Source organism: Embleya sp. NBC_00888 (assembly GCF_045207655.1).
In the GTDB taxonomy this organism is placed as follows: Bacteria; Actinomycetota; Actinomycetes; order Streptomycetales; family Streptomycetaceae; genus Embleya.
The window spans coordinates 670,606-690,719 of record NZ_CP108784.1; the positions used below are offsets into that span (position 1 = coordinate 670,606).

The window sequence follows — 20,114 nt, forward strand, 5'->3', positions numbered from 1 at the left end:
AGCCGTGGAGGGGGTGCCGACGGTGTCCCGCACTGGTGCCGGCCGGCCCGGGGCGACGGCGCACGGCCGGCGTCCCGGGAGGGCGTGGCGCACGAACGTGGAGTCCACAGCCACGCCCCCACATGCCCGCCGCCATGACGGAGGCCCTACGGCCGGATCCCCCGTGCTGAGCGATCTTCGTGCGCCGCAATGCGGACAGGTTCGGTGCCCGGGTATCGTTGCCGATCGGCGGCGGTGCCCCGCGCGGACGATGACCCGCGCGGACGATGACCCACGGCCCGAATCGCTCGGGCAGTTCCCGTCGGACCACCCGGGTTCGATCCCGGAAGAGCACCCCGTCGACCGTCTGGCGGTGATCCGCTCGCAGGCCACCGTGAGCTGCATCGAGGGCAACAACGGCTCGACGACCACCACTCACGACCTGTCGGATCCTCACGACCCAACACCCAAGACCTACGGCGCACGACGCACGACGCACGACGCACGACCGGAACGCTGAACCCATCAACCGACCGTCATAAGACCCCTTGTGCGGCTGCTATCGGGGTGGCCGGAGCGCGTCGGTGACGACCTTGTCGGCGGCGCGTTGTTGGGAGAGCAATTCGGGCTTGCTTCCGTCCAGGGCGAAGTTCATGGAGACCACTGCCCCTCGTCGGCCGTCGTCGGTGACGCCGAGGATCACGATGGATCCCGAGTCGCCGCCGTCGTGGCCCCAGTAGCGATCGACGCCGAATAGCGGTCGGGAGACCAGCCCGAGGCCGTACTCGCCGCCGGGCCAGATCTCCGCGATCTCGGAGCTGACCGGCCGGGTGGTTTTCATCGCGGTCAGTTCGGCGGGGCGCAGGAGGCGTCCACCGAGGAGCGCCCGGAAGAAGGTGTCGAGATCGCGGGTGGTGGAGACGATGCCGCCGGCCGGGTACGAGGGGATCTGGGAGGTGACGTCGACGAGTTCGCCGTCGAAGCGCTGGTACTGCTTGGCGTGTGGCAGCCGGATGTCCGGCGAGGTCCCGGGCCAGTAGGTGTGTCGCATGCCCAGCGGCCGGAAGATGCGGCGGTCGAACTCGCGGTCCCACGGCTGTCCGGTGATGCGTTCGATGAGCAGTTCGGCGATCATGTAGCCGGTGTTGGAGTAGGCCCAGCCCTTGCCGGGGTCGAAGAGTTGCGGCAGGGCGACCCCGTTTGCCACCAAGTCCTTTGTGGAGAAACGCTGGTAGCGCATCTGTAGGTACTCCGCCTTGGAGTTCCACGTCGGGAGGGCGTCCTGCAGGCCTGAGGTGTGTTGGAGCAGTTGGCGGATCGTGATCGGTCGGCCGGCCACGATCCCGGGCAGCCAGCGTTCGACCGGGTCGTCGAGTCCAAGGCGTCCCTCGCCGACGAGTTGGAGGACCACGGTGGCGGTGAAGGACTTGGACGTGCTGGCGATCCGGAACGCGCCGTCGGCGGGGATCGCGCTACCGGTGCGCACATCGGCGACGCCGACGCGAGCGGCGCAGGTGGCGTAGCGGGTCGTCGCCCTCGCCTGAACAGCCGGGATTCCCAGGGCCGAGACTGCCTCGGCGTTGCGACGCAGCTTCCGGTAGTCGGGCATCTCGAAGGTACCGGCGGGATTCTGCGCTCCGGCGCCCCCGATCGCTGCGCTGCCGATGGCTGTGTTTCCGGCGTTTCCGGCGTTTCCGGCGTTTCCGGCGGCTACATTGCCGGCAACCACATTGCCGGCGTCTGCGTTTCCGACGGACGCGTTTCCGACGGATGCGTTGCCGATGGCGGTCGGAGAGCACGGTGGCGTCGCCGCCGCGCCCACCGCGGGCGGAGCGATCAGAACGGCGGCTGCGGTGGCGCCCAGCACCAGCGTCAATGTCAGCGGTGCGGCGTGAAGGTGGCGTTTCATGCCTGGAAAGCTAGGCGCGGCCGGGGGTCGTCGCCGATACCGCCGGCTGGAGGTGCTCCGGTACAGCCTGCTGTAGTGCCGGGGCCGTACCCCCGTAGCGATACTGACCGTCATGTATGGAGCGAACGCGCTGCGTGCCTGCGCCTACCTGCTCGGCACCCTGGTCGCCGCGGTCGGTGGTCTCTTCTTCCTCCCGCGTCCGAGGTCAGCGGGCAACTGGGCGGACCGTCGGCGGTCCGCCGCCCGGCGTTGGCTCGGCGTATCGGGCGAGTCGTCCCCGATCACGCGCCGCCGGCTGGCGCTCAACGCGTTGACAGGCGTTCCGACGGGCCTCCTGACGCTGCTGGTCATCGGCAACTTCGTCGTCGGCGTGATCGGCACGACCGCCTGGTGGGCGTTTTCGCCCGAGAACCGCCCGCGGATGTGGATCGACGTGCCGATCGACGGCTGGGGTGACGCGCTGTTGCTCGGCATCCTTCAGGTCGTCGCCCTGAGCGCTGTGGCGTGCCTCGTGCTGCCGCCGCTCGCGCGTGCGCAGAATCGCCTCCTCGCGCCGTCCAAGGCGGAGCGGTTGGCGCTTCGCGCGGCCACGCTGACGCGGACCCGCGCCGACGTCCTGGACGCGCACGGCGCGGAACTGCGCAGGATCGAGCGCGACTTGCACGATGGCGCCCAAGGTAGGCTCGTCGCGATGACGATGCATCTCGACCTGGCGCGCCAGGCGGTGCGCGAGGAACCGGACACGGCCGAGGCACTGATCGAACGCGCACACGCGAGTGCCGAGGCCACCCTGGCCGAACTCCGCGAGGTGATTCGTACGATCTACCCGCCGATCCTCGCCGACCGCGGGCTGCCCGGCGCGCTGACCGCGGTCGTCGCGCGTTCGGGCGTGCCCGCCCGGCTCGACATGGACGAGTTGGGTGACATACCCGCCGCGGTCGAGACCATCGCCTACTTCACGGTCGTCGAGGCGCTGACCAATGCGGCCAAGCACAGTCGGGCCTCCGCCGCCACGGTCGCCGTCGAACGCGAGGACGACCGGCTGCGGATCCGGATCACCGACGACGGGACGGGCGGCGCGGACGAGGCGCGGGGTACCGGGCTGGCGGGCATACGTCGTCGCGCGTTGGCGCTCGACGGCGAGGTCACGGTGGACAGCCCGGCCGGCGGCCCGACGACCATCACCGTGGAGCTGCCGTGCGGCTGGTGATCGCCGAGGACAACGTGCTGCTCGCGGAGGGTCTGCAACTCATCCTCGCCAAACACGGCTTCGAGGTCGCCCGGGTCGTCGAGACCGCCGACGACCTGCTCGCGGCGGTGGAGGAGCACGATCCGCAGGCGGCCATCGTCGACGTACGTCTGCCGCCGTCGTTCCGCGACGAGGGCCTCCAGACGGCGATCGCACTACGGCGACGCCGAACGGACTTCCCCATCCTGGTGTTGTCGCAGTACATCGAGCAGACGTACGCGACCGAACTGCTGTCCACCGGCCACCACGGCGTCGGCTACCTGTTGAAGGATCGGGTCGGCCGGGTCGCGGAGTTCGTCGACGCCCTGCGCAAGGTCGCGGCGGGAGGGTTGGCCCTCGACGCCGAGGTCATCGCGCAGGTCGTCCGCCGCCGGGACGATCCGCTGGCGGCGCTGACCACACGTGAGCGGGAGGTCCTCGGTCTGGTCGCCGAGGGCCTCGACAACACGACCATCGCGGCGCGTCTGCGGGTGTCGGACAACGCGGTGCACAAACACATCGGCAACATCTTCGCCAAGCTGGGCCTGGCCGCCTCCGACGCCGGCCACCGCCGAGTACTCGCCGTCCTCACCTACCTGGACGCATCGCCGCACTGAGCGAGCGCCGCGTACGGCCGTCCCCCTCGGATGGGCCGAGGTCGTCGAAGCCGCCGGCTTCGAACCACAACCACCGGCCGCGGGGCGTCCGTTGACCCGGCCGGAACCGACCGCCTCCCGGCGTGATCGCAGATGTCGCGTACTCCTCCCCCGCGATCCGGACCCACCTGCGCGGACGCGGCATCCGGCACGCCATCCCCGAAGCGACAGGCAGCCCGCGCCCACCACCCGACCGAGGGCCCTGTGGGAGATCACCCGGCCGCCTTCGACACCGATTCGTACCGGGCCTGGCCGGGCCGGACCGGACCGAATCGGACCGGACCGGACCGAACCGGTAACCACGCAGAACGCCCGATCAACCGCCCGAAGCAAGCAGGGGCGAACGGATCCATAACCATCGACAATGCCTCCGCGCTGCGCCGCAGGATCGTGTGCGGCAATCCGGAGAACCGGAAGGCCCTTGTCCTGATGGGAACTTCATCGACCCGGCATCATTCACGGGTGAACGATCAAACAGGGACGGGCAACAACACCCCCAGTACGCCACACGGCGAATACCCAGTGGGGAACGCGGCAGCCGATGACACCGCGGCGCTCGACGAGCCGGTTGGTTTCAGTATCGATCGCGGATTTCGTGTCTGGCGCCAGAGCGTCAGCCATCGGATGCTGCTCCTTCGCAGCCATGTACCCGACGGGCACACCGAGACGGTCGACGTCTGGTTCAACGGCGTGGTGGCCACGAAACTTCACGCCCACATTCCATCGCTGACCATTCGCGCCGCCGACCCCGACGAACGCGCCGAAATCCTGGACTGGGCCGCGGACGACATCTACGACGTCATCCACAGGCCGCCACTCTTCCTCATCCTCGAGTCCGCCAAACCCGCCGGATTCGTCGTCTGCGCCCAGGCCCGCATCGGGTCCACCCGGGACGAGCCCAGCGCGCGCTTCAGCATCTTCGACAATCCGAACCCCGACGCGACCCGCCTGCTGTGGTCCGCCGGCATGACCGGCGACGGCCGCTGCGGGTACACCTTGCACGAACCTTCGTAGCGGCAAGCCGAAACCGCTCACCTGCTCGGGGCGGTGCGGCGGGAGATGAATCTCCTCCAAGCGCTACCGGGTGTCGTCCTTGTGGCTGCTGGCCGGTGTCCGGATGCCCGAGCGAGAGGGCACCCGATGACCCGCCGCAGCACGGCCCTGCTCGAAGGGTGGGACATGTTGCCGGACAACCAGCGGCAGCAGTGACGCCGGATCCCTTCGTGAGGGTGGGTCCGTCGCACATCGGCATGAGTCCGGACGAGGTATCGGACACGGAGCCGAAAGACACCTTCGGCTCCGCCCGGGTCCCGGCCGAAGGCGGGGATGTCGCGGGGGCGGCAGTCGGGGGAGTTGGGGGGTGAAGGCACGCTCCTTCGACCGCTCCGGCTGTGTGTCGTGGCGGAGTTGCTCGAGACTGCATGTCGCCCGTCGGAGGCAGACGTCGACGGCTTCGCGCCTGGGGGCGGGAAGTTGCTTCGTGTTCGACCTGGGCGAGTACGTCGGCTGCGGTGCGGTGGCCGCAGATGGCGATGATCGCGGTGAGGCAATCGTCGGCGGCCGTGGCGGATCCGTGGCGAACTGGTCAGGGTCGACCGGGCGGACCGGGCGGACCGTCGATGAAGACACACGCGGTTGGGAAGCCGGTGGGCAAGCCCCGGGCAAGGGTGGGTCATCGATGGCCTCACTCATGTGGAGGGGACGTGAACCGAGTTGGGCCAGCCCCGGGCGAGGGGGCGTCGAAAGCCCCCTCGCAGGTGGGGAGGCGAACCAGCGCGGGCAAGCCCCGGGCAAGGGAGGGCCGTTGAGCTGCCACTCAGGCGGGGTGGCCGGCCGACGGCGTGGGACGTGCTCGCCGAGGCGCAGTCTTGGGTACTTCTTCCTCATGTCCACCAGGAAGGACACGTGGTCGCGGTCGGGGAGGCGACACAGGTATCGCCAAGCGGCTTGCGGCGTGCCGACCGAGGCGGCATGCGTGTCGCCCGCGCGGGCTGCCGGCGACAGCGAGCCCCTCGGGCGCCGACACGGACGGAGTGTCCGGGCGAATGGCGACGCCCCCGGGTTGACGCTGCGCGGACCCGACATCGTTGTCGTCCCTGCCTCAGGAGTCGTGCGACATTCGCACGACGACCCGCGTGGCGCCTGTCGTCAGTCGTGTCGGCCGCCATGTCCGACAGCACGCGTTGCGCACCTATGGCGCAAGTCGACCGACGTCGATGGCGCCGTCACGGTCGGCCCGCCTCGCGCGTTGTCCCCCGCGCATGCGTACGGCGTCCTGTTCTTCGGCGGCGCCATCCACAACGACCGCAGCACCTACTCAGGGCTGGACACAGCTGCGAATGCCGCGAGTTCGTCCTCGACAGGTCGAGGCCCAGGTGAAAGCCCTCGGCAACGCCGTCGGTTCGGCCTGCCCGCTCCCCGACACGTTTGTCGCGAATCCGTACGGCGAGCGTGTCCGCCGACATGTCCTGTTGGGCGGCGGTGGCCTCCGGGCACCCGACACCTGTGTCGGGTGGTTCAGTACGCGTGTGTGTCGGCCGACATGGCGGCGTCGACCCGTGGCGGGTAGGACGACATGTCGTGTCGGGCCGGGTGGTGTCGGTGTCCGGAACCCGACACGTGCGTCCGGCAATCCTTACGGCAAGCGTGTCGACCGTCCGGGGCAGCCGACACCGATCGGTGGCCGACCTCGGACGGCTGTGCAGGACGCCATCGCACCGCGTGTGCCCAGGACTCGGACAGGGAGTCGGCAAGATCTGTGTCCCGGACGACCTCGGACGTCCGCGAGGTCCTGTCGGACAGGGTCCGCAGCAACTGACGTGAAAGGTCGAATTCGCCGCGGTGGCGCAAGCCGTCCGTGCTCGCCTCTCGGCGGTGGGAGTCGTGTGGGCGCGCCTATTCGGGGCGCCGACAGATGCAACGGTCGGAGCCACGCTCCCGGCAAGGTGTACCCGACCCGTTGAAAGCCCGCCACGCGTTCAGGCGGTTCTCCGGCGGGGAGTTGAGCCCGATCGCCCAGAGCAGTGCCAAGGGCTTGTGCAGCGTCGGCGTGCTGCCCGTCATGTGCGTGCGAATTATTCTTGCTCGGCCACCCGCTTGGTCGAGTTCACCGAATCACACGTTCGGCATTCTCCACGACTCGGACGCTGTCGCCTCACGTTGCTACGTTCCGGCCATGGGCTATTGGGGCTACGTCGTCATCGCCAAGGGTGACCACACGCTCGCCGAGCATCCGGCCGTCGCAGCGTTCGGCAGTGGCGTCCTGGACGACTATCCCAGGGGCTCCTGGCGGGAGATCCAGATGTATTCCCGGCCCCGCGACGACGCCGACATCGCCGCCGTGGTCGCTGCGACCGGTGCCCCCGCGATGGCGTTCTACGTCGCCGATGGCGACTGCGCAGTCGGCGAAGGCGCCGCACCGTCCGGCCACCGATGGGACGGCGTCCTCACCGAGGTGTGCGTCCTCAGCGACTATCCCGACGCACTCCCCACCGGCTACCGGCGCGACAACGCCGTCGCCGGAGCCATCGCCTGGGCCGCCGAAGCCGGGCTCACCGCCGATCCCACCAAGATCGAACAGGCCTTCGCCCGAGGGTCGCTCGACAACCTCTACGACGCGGTCGGTCTCCCCGGCATCGTCTACACCGAATAGGCCGCCCACCCGCCGCAACGCGTTTTCGAGAACACGCCTGACAGGTCCGCGCGCGGGCCCCACACACGCGGAGATGTTCCATGACACGCGACGCGATGCTGATCCACGCGGCCCGCGTACGCGATTCGACCGGGATCTCGACAACACCGTGGAGAATCTCGCCTTCCGCCCGCAAGCGGATTCGAATGCATCCGGTGTGGCCGACGCAGTTGCAATGAAGCCGCGGCCTCGAAGGGCCGTAGGCGCCCAGCGCAAGGACGGCACCTCGGGCGTCATGTCACAACGAACCGAACGGTGAACGCCTGCAACACCCAGGGCATTTCGATCACTCGACGCCCGCGCCCCACCCTTCACATCCGCAACCTTGGTGACGACGCTGCTGTACATGCGTCCCCCGACGACGAGGGCAAACTCGCTGGCTGCGCCCACACTCCGCATCCGCCCCTCAACGGCCACCTCGTCGACCGCCGGATCTCCTGGACCACCACCCAGGCCCTGCCGGGTCCGAACTCACGCACGCACCAGGGTCGTTGTGTCCATATGCGAACTCTCTCGGGGCTCCGATCGCAGCACACCGAGGCAACCGAGACGTGCCGTGATGATCGCTGCTTCTCCACGAGGAAACCAAGTCATACGGAGGCGAACGGGACACGGCGGCGGGCAGATGGGCCCTCCCCCGCCGGACGGTACGCAGTGATATCGAGGATGTCGTCGACGAGACAGTACGGCCTGACCCAAGCAAGGGGTGAACCAGGCGCTGCCGGCGACGACTTCGGGCCCCGGGCCGCCGCGCGGTCGCGGCGGGTGCGCCGTGCGACGAGATCAACGACCCGGCTCCGCACCCCGGTTCGGCGCGACGACCGACCCCGCCGGCACCGGACGCGCGGAGGGGCTTGGGCCGTCCCCGGCCCGGCGCACCGGTGCCCTCCTCGGAGCACCCGAGCGCCGGGCCCTGCTGTCGGATCGCCTCCGCCGGCGGAGCACCGGCGGAGCACCGGCGGGCGATCCGGCCGCTACGCGGTCAGTTGCTTCGGGGGCACGACCGCTCCCTCGAAACTGGCGAAGACGCTGACGTAGCCGTGGTGCACGTCAGGGGTGGGGAAGCTGGTGAGTTCCCAGTACGCGCCGACGACGCCGGGGCCGCAGGGCAGGGTGCCCGCGCCGGACGGCATCGCGGTCGGCAGGATTTGCAGGGACGAGAAGGAGACGCGCACGTTGGTCCCGACAGGGTCCGTGCACGTGTAGGTACCCCCGATCGTCAGCGTGCCGTTCTGCACCGGAAGCCAAGCCGGGTGCGCCTCGGCCCATAACACCTCGAGCGACCTGGTACCGGCGACGGTCTGCGGCGCGGCACCGGCGCCGGGGGCGGTCACGCCCACGGCCGCGACGGCACAGATCATCGCGGTCGACAGCCGAACACCGAGTCTGGCGCCCGGCTTGCATGCGGAGGAAACAAAGGAAACCAAGGAACGAGACACGGTCGGAACTCCTTCACGGGCATCGGAACGAATTCCGGCGGAGAAAGAACGACACACACGACGTGCGGATCGGCACCTCCCCTGCGATGCACGGGCCCGGCGCGGCTGATGCCGACTCCCCATTCAGCCCGAACCCCACGCGATTTCCTACGGTGACTTCGGCCAATCTCCCGCCGGCGGGCGCGAGGCGGCTCGCCACACCTTCCGGACCCGGGCCACCTGCAGTTGCCGATACCGGTGCCGGTGCCGGTGCCGGTGCCGGTGCCGACCGACTTGGGTAGATGGCCTCCCGTGATCGAGCCCAAGGCGGTATGTCGGCGCCACCGAAGGCAAAGCCCGTCTCGGCTTCGATCGCCACCGGCCGAATCTCGCACTTCATGAACGTCGACGGCGTGAACCCCGACGGCTTGGACGTCTTCGCGTGTCCCGAGAACGAAACGACCGGATGCGGCTGTCCTTCGAACCGTCGTTCCCGAGTCCCGTTGAGAAGCCAAACAACCACCTCCGGGCGAGCCTGGCGCACCTCATCGTCCGGTGACGGTCGGGCCGCCGCCGTGACGGCGGCGTTTCCTCGGTCCGCGACAGGCTCGACGTGCGGCCCGGAGCGTCGCCCCCAGGTACGGTCGCGTGATCGAAGTCGGGTGGCCGCAGGGTAGGACGATCGGCCTTCGGGCGACGGTAAATGGCGTTGCCCTCGCGGTAGTTCGTCGGTTTTGTGGTGGCAGGCCGGGGCGGGTTCTACCGTGGTGGTGTGGCCACTGATCCGGTGACACCCGCGACTCCGCCGGGGCGACGACGTCGGTCCGGCACGTGGCGGGCTAGGTGGCGGGCTCAGTGGCGGGCTCTGCCGCGTTTGCCCGTCCCGCCGTCGCCCGAGGTCGGGTGGGACCCGCCCGGAGACTGGATTCGGGTCGCGGTGATCGTCCGCAGGCTGGTGCTGTTGGGGTCGGCCGCTGCGGCGTTCGCCGTGTGGCGGCTCGTCGAGCCGAATCCGTGGAACCTGGACGTGCTGGAGCGCGGATTCCTGTCCTACAAGATCGTCCCGGCCGCGATCGGCTGGTGTCTGGTCGCCGCCGAGGTGGCAGCAACCGCCCGTGGCTTGCTGATCCGCGTCTGCGCTTTGGCATTCGTGGTACTGACCGGGGTGGCGGGAGTTGTGTTCGCCGCCGTGGTGGCCGTCATCACGCCCCTCTTTGCCGGCCCCGATTCCACCGAAAAGGTCGTGGCGGTGTCGCCGGACGGTCGGACCCGGGCGGTGCGGGTGGATTACGAGGAAACTGTCCACAGCGACCGCGCATACGGCCTGATACTTCGCGTAGCCGTGGGTCTGGACCGGAGCACGTGGATCCTGAACGGGTGCGAAAAGGCGCAGGGCGAGATCGCGAATGTGCGCTTCCTCGGCAACCGCACCCTGGAGTACACCCCGCCGCAGGGCCCGCCGGTGCAGGTCCACTTCGACCGGAACGCGAAGGCCGACGGCCGGAGGTGCCCGTGAGCCGCGTGCGGGGTACGTCCCTTACGGCCGCCGCCCACGAAGCCGGCGGGCTCGGCCGAACAGGCCGGGAAAGATGACCGCCCCGGCGTACCGGCAGTCGAAGCGAACGTCTCCCCCCACAAGCCGGAACCACGAACCCGGTACCGGACCCGCCGCGCTGTCACAGGACGATCTGTCACAGGACGATCTGTCACAGGACGGCATATCACCCGACAGCGGGGCGAATCCCACCCACTCACATGGTGATGACGACCTTCGCGCGGGCGTGTTCCACCTCGAGGTGTCGGATGGCTTCGGGGGCTTCGTCGAACGCGTAGGTCCGGTCGATGGCCGAGGTGATCTTGCCCGAACCGGCGAGTTCCGCCAGCGCCTCCAGGTTCTCCCGGCCGGCCTTCACGGTCAGGACCAGCACCTTTTGGCGTGCGAGGCGCGACACCACCTGCCCCTTGACGATCAGGCCCATCGGGCCGACCAGGCTTCCACCCTCCGACGTCCCGCCGCCGGAGAGTACGAGGGCCCCCTCCGCGGTCAGCACGCTGCGCAAGTCCTTCAGGGTCCGATTTCCCACCAGGTCGAACACCACGTCGTACCGTGCGTCGGCCTTCGCGAAGTCCGCTCGGGTGTAGTCGACCACATGGTCCGCGCCGAGCGACCCGACCAGATCCACGTTCCGGGTGCTGCACACACCCGTCACCTCCGCGCCGAACACCTTGGCCATCTGTACCGCGAAGGTGCCCACGCCACCTGACGCGCCGTTGATCAAGACCCTGTGTCCCGGCTGTACTCGGGCCGCATCCCTCAGGCCCATCAGCGCGGTGTTCGCCGCCAACGGCAGCGCGGACGCCTGCTCGAAGGTCACGTTCGACGGCATCGGCGCCACCAGGTCCTCCGGCGCCGCGACGTACTCCGCGAACGCGCCCTCCACCTCGCCGAACACCTCGTCGCCGGGGGCGAACCGCTTCACGTTCTCGCCGACCGCCTCGACCACACCCGCGAAGTCCGTACCCCGGATTCGCATCTTCGGCCTGGTCAGTCCGAACACCAGTCGTGCGAGGTACGGGTCACCCCGCATGGCGTGCCAGTCGCGCGCGTTGACCGACGCCGCCCGGACCCGGACCAGGACCTCGTGGCCGGCGATCGTCGGCTTGTCCACCTCCTCGACCCGCAACACGTCGGGTGAGCCGTATCGGTCCTGGACGATCGCCTTCATCGGATCTCCGTCCCGCGCGGGTGGATGCCGAACGACTCGCCCGGCACGACATGACAAGACATGACGCTAGAGGAGCGAAGTCCGCACAGCCATCGGGGACTTTCCCTAGTGGATCGGCCCGGCAGGCGCGGGGATTCCTCCGCCGTGAGGTCATCGGGTCGCGGTCGTCCCCACCCGCTCCCCCGCTCCCCCGGCGGCCCGGGCCGGCGCGCGCTCGAGAACGTGAAGCCGGCCCTCGAGGTCCGCAGCCGTCCCTGGCATGGCGGGGGCGAGCCGCCGGCGCATGTGCCCGGTTGCGCGCGCGAGGCAACCCTCCCGGTCGAAGCGGTTCGAACGGCAGACACCCGTGTCGCCGTTTACCCAGGTGAATCGCCTCTCGGCTGATGTGACGGCGTTTCGGCCGGTGCGCGGCACGCCGAGACGTACTCGCATTCGAACATATGTGCGTACGATTGATCATGTGGTCGAGGAACTGAAGGACGCGCCTTTGGCGAAGAGGATCACCGCGATGCGCCGCGCGCGCGACGCGGAGGCGAAGGCGCCTGTGCGGATGAAGATCGCCCGCCCTCGGATCAGGACGGTCCGGCGGCACTCCTGGACACGCGGGACGGGTGTCCGCGCGGTCATCGTGCCGAAGCGGGCACCGCTCGCGGACGACGCATGGCCCGTCGTGGACATCGCATGGCGGGAACGCACGCTGCCGACTCTCCTCGACGATGCCGGACTGCCCTTCTATCGCCGTCACCAAGTCCTCTACGACTATCCGGACGTCGCCGCCCGCGTCGTCCGGATGCAGCTCGCCGCAGACCTCGAGGCCCTGCGCCAGGGGTACGCCACGGCGAGGTTGTGGTGCCGGGACGCGGGACTGCCGCCGCATGCCACCGAGGAGCTCCTCGCCTTGTACGCCACGCTCGGCACCACCCAGCACCAAATCATCGACCGCGCGGAGGCCCTCCTCCGGGAGCGGAGCCGCAGCGAGCACCAAGATCGGTAATCGGGGGGACGGGCGGTCGCGCGGGCACGCACGGACGAGTCGAGGTCGATTGTCGCCTCGATCGGTGCCTCCAGGACGCGTCCGGCCCCGGTCGCACCTCGACCAGGGGGGTACGCGGTGGCGGCTGATGGCGATGCCGGCGAGGACGTCGCCGGGCGCGTTGGAGGCCCGAACGGGCGTGCGAGGGGGCGTGTCGGGTGCCGGCCCAGGCCCAGCGCAGGGCGCCGAAGTCCCCACGCTGATGTGGTGAAACGAGCACGGTGCGATCGACATCGGTCGACCCTGCGAAGTCCTTACGCGAGTGGGGTCAGCCGGTGTCTCAGACGTCGGGCGGTGGGCGTCCTCCACCAAAGTCAGGGCGTCGCTGCCCGCACCGAAGCCGATGGCGCAGGCGGTGCTCGCAGCGTGGTCTTGTTGAGGAGCCGCGGCAGAGGTCAGTCCCGTGGGGTTCATGCGTGGCTGCGGCTGCCGTTGCTTGCCGGCGCCCGGGAAGGTCGTCCGGTCGTCGGACGATGGTGTGTCGCAGGTCCGCATCCGGATCCGAGGTCGGCATCGTCATGCGCACGCTCCCCCACCGGAGTTCTCCCGCCGGAATGACGTCGTGCTGCTTGCCGGTCGTGGCCGGCCGTCGCAGCTCACGCCGGCGGAGCAGGCTGCGCCGGACAACGCCCGTTGTCGCGTCGCCGGCCCCGCGGCCCGCCGCTGCATCCCCTGCCGGGCCTGAAGGGCCCGGGCGGCAGGCGGTGGCCTGGGGCATTGCCCCGCGCGCCATGCGTCGTGGATCGGGGGCCGGTTGTGGGATCCACGCACCCTGCCTGGAAAGTTGGCTGGGGTCACGCGTGGGGTTCGGTGTCCAGGGTCATGCCTGATGTGGCGCCGATCAGGCTGCGGAGGATGGCGTCGGCGCGTTCGCTGTCGCGGGCCATGACCGCGTCGAGCAGGTCGCGGTGTTCCTTGTGGACCGCCTGCTCGGTCCAGTGGCGCGCGTCTTCCGGTGTGGGGCGGCACCACCGCCGGTAGAGCTCGGCCTCTTCCCTCAGGGAGGAGGCCAGGTCGCGCAGGCGGGGGTTGGCGCAGCCGGCCAGGAGCGCGGTATGGAAGTCCGCGTGGGCGATCAGCCAGTCCGCGGTGGGCTGGTCGCCGTCACCGCGGGGGGTCTGTTCGAACGTGTGGTGGGCGGCCAGCACCTGGGCGTGCCACGCCAGGTCGCCCTCGCTGATCGCGCGGCTCAGGGCGAGGGATTCGATCTCGGTGCGTACGTCGGTCAGGTCGGCCAGCCCACGGGCGGTCACCTCGGTGACCTGGAAACCGTGGTGTGCCTCGGAGCTGACCAGGTTCTTGGCGACGAGCCTGAGCAGGGCCTCGCGTACGGCGCCGGTGCTCACCCCGTAGCGCTCACTGAGCTCGGGGAACTTCAGCCGTTGGCCGGGCCTGAGCCTGCCGCTCAGGATGTCGGCGCGGATGCGGTCGTGTACCGCTTCGCTGCGGGTCTGCCGCCCGGCTTCTCTCACCACGCCACGGATCCTACAACATTCGACAGATGGCAGAACTTTTAAAAGTGTGTTTGACTGTTGAAAGTTAGCAAGCACCTCGATCGAGAAGCACCCCGATCAAGATCCGATGGGAGACCCGATGGGAGACCTGATGACCGGCCCGTACGACACCCTGCCCGCCGTTCCCGAGTTCGCGGTCACGAGCGCCGACGTCGCCGACGGGGCGCCGTTGCCGCCGCCGCAGTTCGCCGCCATGAGTGGCGTTGCCGGCGCCGAGGACCGATCCCCGCAGTTGTCGTGGAGCGGATTCCCGGCCGCCACCCGCAGCTTCGTCGTCACGATGTACGACCCCGACGCACCGTCCCCGTCCGGCTTCTGGCACTGGGCGGTGGCCGACATCCCCGCCGATGCGACATCCCTCGACGCCGGCGCCGGCGCGCTCGGCGACGGCGAACTGCCGGACGGCGCCTTCCACATCGCGAACGACGTACGCGCGACCGCCTACGTCGGCGCCGCGCCCCCGCCGGGAACCGGCAAGCACCGCTACCACATCGCCATCAACGCACTCGACGCACCGTCCGTGAGGACCCTCGGTGTCACCCCGGAGTCGACCCCGGCCGCCCTCGGCTTCCTCACCGTCGGGCACACGATCGCCCGAGCCGTCCTGGTGCCGTGGGCGGGCGAATGAGGGCGGGGGCCTGATGCGGGGTGAGTCGTCACCACGTACGCCGTCACCACGCCGAAAACGGTGCTCGCAGCCCGGCCGTCCTCGATCCCGCCGCGGCTGCGGCTGCGGCCAAGCGTCCCGTCCAGTCCAGTCCAATCCAATCCAGTCCCATATCAGGATCGTGCGCGGTCTCGGCCGGCGGATCCTGCCCTTGAACCCGATCGCTGAGGAGCGCCTCGTCATGGTTACCGAAATGGTTACCGAACAGTGGAATGTAGGGGACATCTCGATCACCAAGGTCGAGGAAGTCGCGATATGGATGCCCGTCGAGGGCTTGCTTCGCGTCTTGCCGGCCGCGACCCGCGCGGAGATCGAACGCGTCGATTGGTTGCGGCCGACCTACCTGAACGGCGACGAGGTGAACGGCGCCGTGCACTCGTTGCTGGTGGAGACGCCGACGCACAGGTTCGTGGTCGACACCGGCATCGGCAACGGCAAGAAGCGCATGGCGCCGCTGTTCGACAACCTCGACACGGACTTCATGGAGAGGTTCGAAACGGTGTGGCGTCGAGACGAGGTCGACGGCGTCCTCCCGACCCACCTGCACGTCGATCACGTCGGCTGGAACACGACCTTCGACGATGGTCGTTGGCAGCCGACATTTCCCAATGCCCGGTACTACTTCGCACGCGAGGAGTACGCACACTGGAAGGCCTTCGCGCAGGATCCGCTTGCTCATCAGGCGTACTCCGAGTGGGGGTACAGCATGGTCGACGCCGTCGCCGTATTCGAGGACTCCCTGAAGCCGATCGAGGACGCCGGTCTGATCACCTGGGTCGAGCCCGGCCAGGTCGTGGTCCCGGGAATCTCGCTGATCAGCACCGCCGGCCACACCCCCGGCCACGTTTCGGTCCTCGTCGAGGACGCCGGCGAAAGCGCCGTCATCACCGGTGATCTGCTCCACTCGCAGGTCCAGATCGCCCAACCGGGCTGGTCGGCGGAAATGGACACCGATCGCGAAGAGGCGGCCCGTACGAGAAGGAACTTCCTCGAACGGTTCGCCGACACCCCGACCCTTGTACTCGGAACGCACTTCGGAACACCCACCGCCGGGCACGTCGTTCACGACGGCGACGCCTTCAAGTTCGTCCCCGAACGCGGCTGAACGCATCGACTGCCTGGATCTACAGCCGGGATCCATCACCGCATCCATCACCCGATCAACCACCCGAATCAACCGCCGGGATCGGCAGCCGGGATGGGCTCCGAATCAGCAGCCGCTGCAAAGCACGCGGCAGGTATTCACCGACCGCTCCCGCAGCCCGAGCGGATGAAAGAACCACAAGTTGCCACTGCGCGCCCCGCCCCGCACGCATTCCCCGCCACAACCCCGTGGCAGCGACGACGGTCGGCATCGGGGCGCAGGCCCGATCTTGTTCTCAGCCGGTTCCCACAAAGGAAGTCACCAGTGAAGCTGATCGCGTTCGAATCACCCGACGGGCCTCGGATCGGAGAGATCACCGGAGCCACGGTCAACGACCTCGGTCCGGTCGAGGATTTCTACGGCAATCCCGCTGCCCCCGCGCGCGTTTCCGAACAGTCCGGCCTCCCGCTCGCAGGTCTCCGCCTGACGCCACCCGTGCCGAAGACCGCCCGGGTCTTCTGTGTCGGCGTCAACTACCCCTCACACGTCGAAGAAGCCAAGCGGGCCGGGCTGGCCGACTCGAAAGCGCCGACGATCTTCGGTCGCTGGCCCAGCACTCTCGTCACCCATGGCGACCCCGCTCCGGTTCCCCCGAACGAGGAGGGCCTGGACTGGGAGGCCGAACTCGCGGTTGTCATCGGCAGGAAGACCTGGCGCGCGACCGAGGAGAACGCCTTGGCATCGGTCCTGGGGTACACGGCGTTCAACGACCTGTCCGCTCGCAGGAAGCAGACCGACACCACCCAGTGGACGCTCGGCAAGAACGCCGACAGGAGCGGACCGATCGGGCCGGTCCTCGTGACCGCCGACGAGATCGACGACCCACACAACCTCGACCTCTGCGCACGGGTGAACGGCGAGCTTCGGCAGAAGGCGAACACCTCCGAGATGTTGCACAACATTCCCCGCCTCATCGCCTACATCAGCGACACCGTGACGCTGCTCCCCGGCGATGTGATCGCGACCGGCACCATGGCCGGTGTCGGTGTGGCCATGACCCCGCCGCAGTTCCTCCACCCCGGAGACGTCGTCGAGGTCGAAATCGAGTCCATCGGCGTACTTCGCACCCCCATCGTCGGAGCTGACGAATACCGGTAACCGGCAGGCGACGAGTACCGATAGCACACACCGAGCCCGGCACTGCTGTGGACCACCGCCCCCGCCCCGGGCAATCCCCAACCATCGCCGAGACCGCGTGCGCATCACGCCCAACCCGCGCACGGCGCCGGCCGCCACGACCGACCGCCGACCCTGCTCGCGACGATCGCCCTGACCGCGATGGCGTCGACGAGGGAAAAGCCGACACCATACGCATTCCAGAATGCGCGCCACCAGGGTTCTTCGAGGGGATCCAATAGCAATCCGAACGCCGAGCCAAAGCTTTGAGCCGTCGCATGCGGGTGAGACGGACATCTGTGCCGGGGCCCGCCCGATGGTGCCCGGTGGTGGCCCGCTCCATCTACGCGGGGACTTCAAAGCTGCCGAATCAATCGTGGTGCGCCATCCGGATCCGGCTCACCCCAACCCGCGTGGGGACTTCCCGGAGTCCTTGGACCGACTGCGGTCATCCCCCTTCCCGACACCCGCCGGAGGCGATGCCGCTGTATTCACCACACCCGAGCCCGCACGCGGCACTGCCTCACTCGCGGGACCGAGCGCCGACGCCAACTTGCCACCGAGCACGATGTGATGGCGATGTGGGGTCACCGGGACCGCAGGGCCGTGTGCTCCTGCCACTGCCACAGCCACGGCGCCGGCACGCAGCGTGCGGGTCGCGGGTACATCACTCGCCCGCGAATCCGGCGCAGCGGTAACTCGCTGTCCGAACGCGTTCGTTCTGTGCGTCGGCCCGGTCGTGCCGGGTGGGGTCGAGAGGGAAAGGGGTTGTCGGGGGCGTGACTGCACGATCGCGGGAGCGGGAGTGTGCCTGCCCCGACGAAACAGCGACCGGATTCCTCGGCGAGGGGCGGCTTGCGCACGGGCTTGTCTGGCCTGTCTCCCTTGTTCGGCGAGGGCGCGGGCGTTCTCGATCTCGCGACGGCGAGCCAACAGGTTCGTGGTTTCCAGACCGGTCACCTCGTCGAGGTGGTGGCGCAGATGGTTGAACGTGGCGACCAGCCCCGGAGCTGCGGCGATCTCCGCAGCGATGGACGGTCCCAGGCCCGCCACCATGAGGCTGGCGTCCCCTGCTTGATCACCGGCGATGTAGACCTTGGCTTTTGCCACCGCGTAGGTCTCCTCTTTGCCCGTTGCGGCGTAGGGGCTGATCTGTTCGGCGATCGCCTTGTCGTTCAACAGGCGTAGCCGGGGGAATCGCGCGAAGGCCGGGTGCTGGGCCGTCCGACGCGACGAGGTGTTCTCGGACCCCGATTTACCTCTGCGAGCGGCCTTCCTGTCTGCCTTGAGGATGTTGGGCATGAACGAGTGATTCTCGCCGCCGAATCTGTACGCCTCGATATGGGAAAGTTCGTGCAGTACGTGCGTGATCGCTGCGTATTCGGGCGAATCGTCAATGACGTGCTCGATACCCCCGACGACTCCCTCCGCCAGCCGATCCCGGTGGCCCTCTCCTCCGAAATACGTCGCATGCAGGAGAACCGCCCCGGCCGGATTCGCGTGGGCCGCGTACAGGTCGTTGCCCCACTCGGTGTCCTTGACTCCGAGGAAGCCGAGGTTGTCGTGTCCCGGGTGCAGTCCGGACCAGTGACCGGCGGCCACGGCGACGAATTTGGCGATGTACAGGTCCGCACCGGTCATTTCGACAACGACGTCCCCGACATCCTGGCCGAACTTGGTGTGCAGCAGGTCCCCCACCTCGGCCACGGAACGTGCGGCCAGCACCTGGCGGTAGAACGGATCGTCAGGTGTGATCCCACGAGGAGCCCGGAACGGGGACGGCCGGGAGTCCTTTGCAACGCCGACTCCGACTCCCACCTCCTTGAGGATGGGGTCCCCGGCACGGTAACTCTTCGAAAATGGCTTCATCCAAGGGCCTTTCGCCGCGACGGCACCGGCAACCCCGAATCGCGTAGTCCACTCCCTTGGCCGAGGAGAGGTCCGAGCAAGCTCCAACGCGGCCATGAACTCACCGAGTCGTCCCGCCTACGCCATGACTTCGCTTCCTCACACCCATCACCCGATCACCCGATCACCGTGCAACGACACCTTCAAGCCTGTATGCCTCGACCGGTGCTCATCGTACGTCTGTTCCCGAGGCGATGCCGGAACATCATCCTCACTGCCACGCACACAGACAATTCGCGCACAACGCCTCACCCACCCTCCTGGGTACCTCTTCTGCTCTTCCTCGCGCGTCTCGTGCGGTGGCGGCTTACCCCCACCCCGCGTGGGGACTTCCGACTTCCAACTTCCGGTTCGGCGCGGTTGTCAGTTCCGTTGCAGAGGCGGTCGAGGTCGCCGAGTTGCAGTTCCGGATTGTCGGTGGCGGCGGTGCGCAGGTCGTCCGTGAAGCCGTCGCCGCTCAAGCAGAGCAGGCGGGTGTGGGTTGCGTCGACGCCGTCGCGGGCGGCGAGGAATTCGCGGATGCGTTCCAGGCGGGTCAGGTGGGCTCGGCCCATCCGCGCCTTCCACTTGACCTCGCCGATGGCCAGGAGTCGCTCGTGGCCGCCGGCGTCGCGGCCGAACACGGCGATGTCGACCTCGAAGGCGTTCTCGGCGGTGGGGTCGGGGACGCCCGTCGACGGTCCGGTCCGCCCGCACAACCGGTGTTGCGGTGGGGCGTTGAAGGGGGGTGAGGTATGGATGCCGGTAGGGCCTCCACGAAGTGGGCTTTCCTGTGTTCGGTTGTTGCCCTTCCGGCCCCACCCCCCATGACCGCGGACCTCGAAGGTGCTCTGACCGGCCTCAATCAACGCGGAGACCGTATCCTGCGCCTCCGACACGGGCGTTGCCTGATCGACGCAGCAGCAGCCCGTCTCGCTTTCGCCCACGGTGACTCAGCGCACGAAGCGTGGCGTCGGTCCGACTTCCGTCGCAGGTGGGGGCGAGCCCGTGGACAGGCCGGCTGAATGCCACGTCGGGCATGACCCGGATCCGCGTCCTGGGATCCGCAACGGCGGCCCCACCGTGCGAGACCGCTCGACCGTGAGGCCGTGCCGTGAAGCAGTGAGCCCAGGTTCGGGAGTCGTA

Annotated in this window: 16 protein-coding genes; 10 read left to right on the forward strand and 6 right to left on the reverse strand. The window is 68.8% G+C overall.

Annotation, left to right across the window (positions count from 1 at the left end):
- The first annotated feature begins 250 nt into the window (after positions 1 to 250).
- Positions 251 to 499 (forward strand): hypothetical protein, encoded by a 249-nt coding sequence (locus OG948_RS02945; protein WP_406293573.1) that lies wholly within the window; start codon positions 251 to 253, stop codon positions 497 to 499.
- Positions 500 to 538: 39 nt separating this feature from the next.
- Here OG948_RS02945 and OG948_RS02950 read toward each other — a convergent pair whose 3' ends face one another.
- Positions 539 to 1,588 (reverse strand): serine hydrolase domain-containing protein, encoded by a 1,050-nt coding sequence (locus OG948_RS02950; RefSeq protein WP_406293575.1) that lies wholly within the window; start codon positions 1,586 to 1,588, stop codon positions 539 to 541.
- A 412-nt stretch (positions 1,589 to 2,000) separates the two neighbouring features.
- Between OG948_RS02950 and OG948_RS02955 the strand changes: the two genes are divergently transcribed.
- The 4 genes from OG948_RS02955 (at position 2,001) to OG948_RS02970 (ending at position 7,424) form a co-directional block, all read left to right on the forward strand.
- Complete coding sequence (locus OG948_RS02955; RefSeq protein WP_406293576.1) at positions 2,001 to 3,098, forward strand: sensor histidine kinase; 1,098 nt, start codon at positions 2,001 to 2,003, stop codon at positions 3,096 to 3,098.
- Entirely contained in the window at positions 3,086 to 3,733 is a 648-nt protein-coding gene (locus OG948_RS02960; protein ID WP_406293577.1) for a response regulator, read from the forward strand. Before OG948_RS02955 ends, OG948_RS02960 begins: the two co-directional genes overlap by 13 nt.
- Before the next feature lie 243 nt (positions 3,734 to 3,976).
- A complete protein-coding gene (locus OG948_RS02965) occupies positions 3,977 to 4,786 on the forward strand; it encodes a hypothetical protein (protein ID WP_406293579.1) in 810 nt (269 codons plus the stop codon).
- A 2,161-nt stretch (positions 4,787 to 6,947) separates the two neighbouring features.
- Positions 6,948 to 7,424, forward strand: coding sequence for a hypothetical protein (locus tag OG948_RS02970; RefSeq protein WP_406293581.1), 477 nt, complete (start codon positions 6,948 to 6,950; stop codon positions 7,422 to 7,424).
- Between the two features lie 1,013 nt (positions 7,425 to 8,437).
- On the opposite strand, the gene OG948_RS02975 is transcribed toward OG948_RS02970, so the two are convergent.
- Positions 8,438 to 8,803, reverse strand: a complete 366-nt coding sequence (locus tag OG948_RS02975; RefSeq protein WP_406293582.1) for a hypothetical protein — start codon at positions 8,801 to 8,803, stop codon at positions 8,438 to 8,440.
- A gap of 1,015 nt (positions 8,804 to 9,818) precedes the next feature.
- Here OG948_RS02975 and OG948_RS02980 point away from each other — a divergent pair.
- Positions 9,819 to 10,397: a hypothetical protein gene (locus tag OG948_RS02980; RefSeq protein WP_406293583.1), complete on the forward strand. Its 579-nt coding sequence runs from the start codon at positions 9,819 to 9,821 to the stop codon at positions 10,395 to 10,397.
- A 235-nt stretch (positions 10,398 to 10,632) separates the two neighbouring features.
- Here the strand turns inward: OG948_RS02980 and OG948_RS02985 are convergent, their stop codons facing one another.
- The gene (locus tag OG948_RS02985) at positions 10,633 to 11,607 is read right to left on the reverse strand and encodes an NAD(P)-dependent alcohol dehydrogenase (RefSeq protein WP_406293585.1); all 975 of its coding nucleotides are present in this window, start codon (positions 11,605 to 11,607) and stop codon (positions 10,633 to 10,635) included.
- A 460-nt stretch (positions 11,608 to 12,067) separates the two neighbouring features.
- Here OG948_RS02985 and OG948_RS02990 point away from each other — a divergent pair, with 460 nt between their 5' ends.
- Entirely contained in the window at positions 12,068 to 12,601 is a 534-nt protein-coding gene (locus tag OG948_RS02990; RefSeq protein WP_406293587.1) for a hypothetical protein, read from the forward strand.
- 833 nt (positions 12,602 to 13,434) lie between these two features.
- Here the strand turns inward: OG948_RS02990 and OG948_RS02995 are convergent.
- On the reverse strand, positions 13,435 to 14,115 hold the full coding sequence (locus OG948_RS02995; protein ID WP_406293589.1) for a GntR family transcriptional regulator: 681 nt from the start codon (positions 14,113 to 14,115) through the stop codon (positions 13,435 to 13,437).
- A 106-nt stretch (positions 14,116 to 14,221) separates the two neighbouring features.
- Here OG948_RS02995 and OG948_RS03000 point away from each other — a divergent pair, with 106 nt between their 5' ends.
- The 3 genes from OG948_RS03000 (at position 14,222) to OG948_RS03010 (ending at position 17,063) form a co-directional block, all read left to right on the forward strand.
- Positions 14,222 to 14,782, forward strand: a complete 561-nt coding sequence (locus tag OG948_RS03000; RefSeq protein WP_406293591.1) for a YbhB/YbcL family Raf kinase inhibitor-like protein — start codon at positions 14,222 to 14,224, stop codon at positions 14,780 to 14,782.
- Between the two features lie 232 nt (positions 14,783 to 15,014).
- A complete protein-coding gene (locus OG948_RS03005; protein ID WP_406293593.1) occupies positions 15,015 to 15,926 on the forward strand; it encodes an MBL fold metallo-hydrolase in 912 nt (303 codons plus the stop codon).
- 93 nt (positions 15,927 to 16,019) lie between these two features.
- Positions 16,020 to 17,063 carry a fumarylacetoacetate hydrolase family protein gene (locus tag OG948_RS03010; protein WP_406293594.1) on the forward strand — a complete coding sequence of 348 codons (1,044 nt, stop codon included), beginning with the start codon at positions 16,020 to 16,022 and terminating at the stop codon, positions 17,061 to 17,063.
- A gap of 417 nt (positions 17,064 to 17,480) precedes the next feature.
- Here OG948_RS03010 and OG948_RS03015 read toward each other — a convergent pair whose 3' ends face one another.
- Both OG948_RS03015 and OG948_RS03020 read right to left on the reverse strand, forming a co-directional pair.
- The gene (locus tag OG948_RS03015; RefSeq protein WP_406293596.1) at positions 17,481 to 18,779 is read right to left on the reverse strand and encodes a hypothetical protein; all 1,299 of its coding nucleotides are present in this window, start codon (positions 18,777 to 18,779) and stop codon (positions 17,481 to 17,483) included.
- Positions 18,780 to 19,237: 458 nt separating this feature from the next.
- Positions 19,238 to 19,915: a hypothetical protein gene (locus OG948_RS03020; RefSeq protein WP_406293597.1), complete on the reverse strand. Its 678-nt coding sequence runs from the start codon at positions 19,913 to 19,915 to the stop codon at positions 19,238 to 19,240.
- Positions 19,916 to 20,114 lie beyond the last annotated feature (199 nt).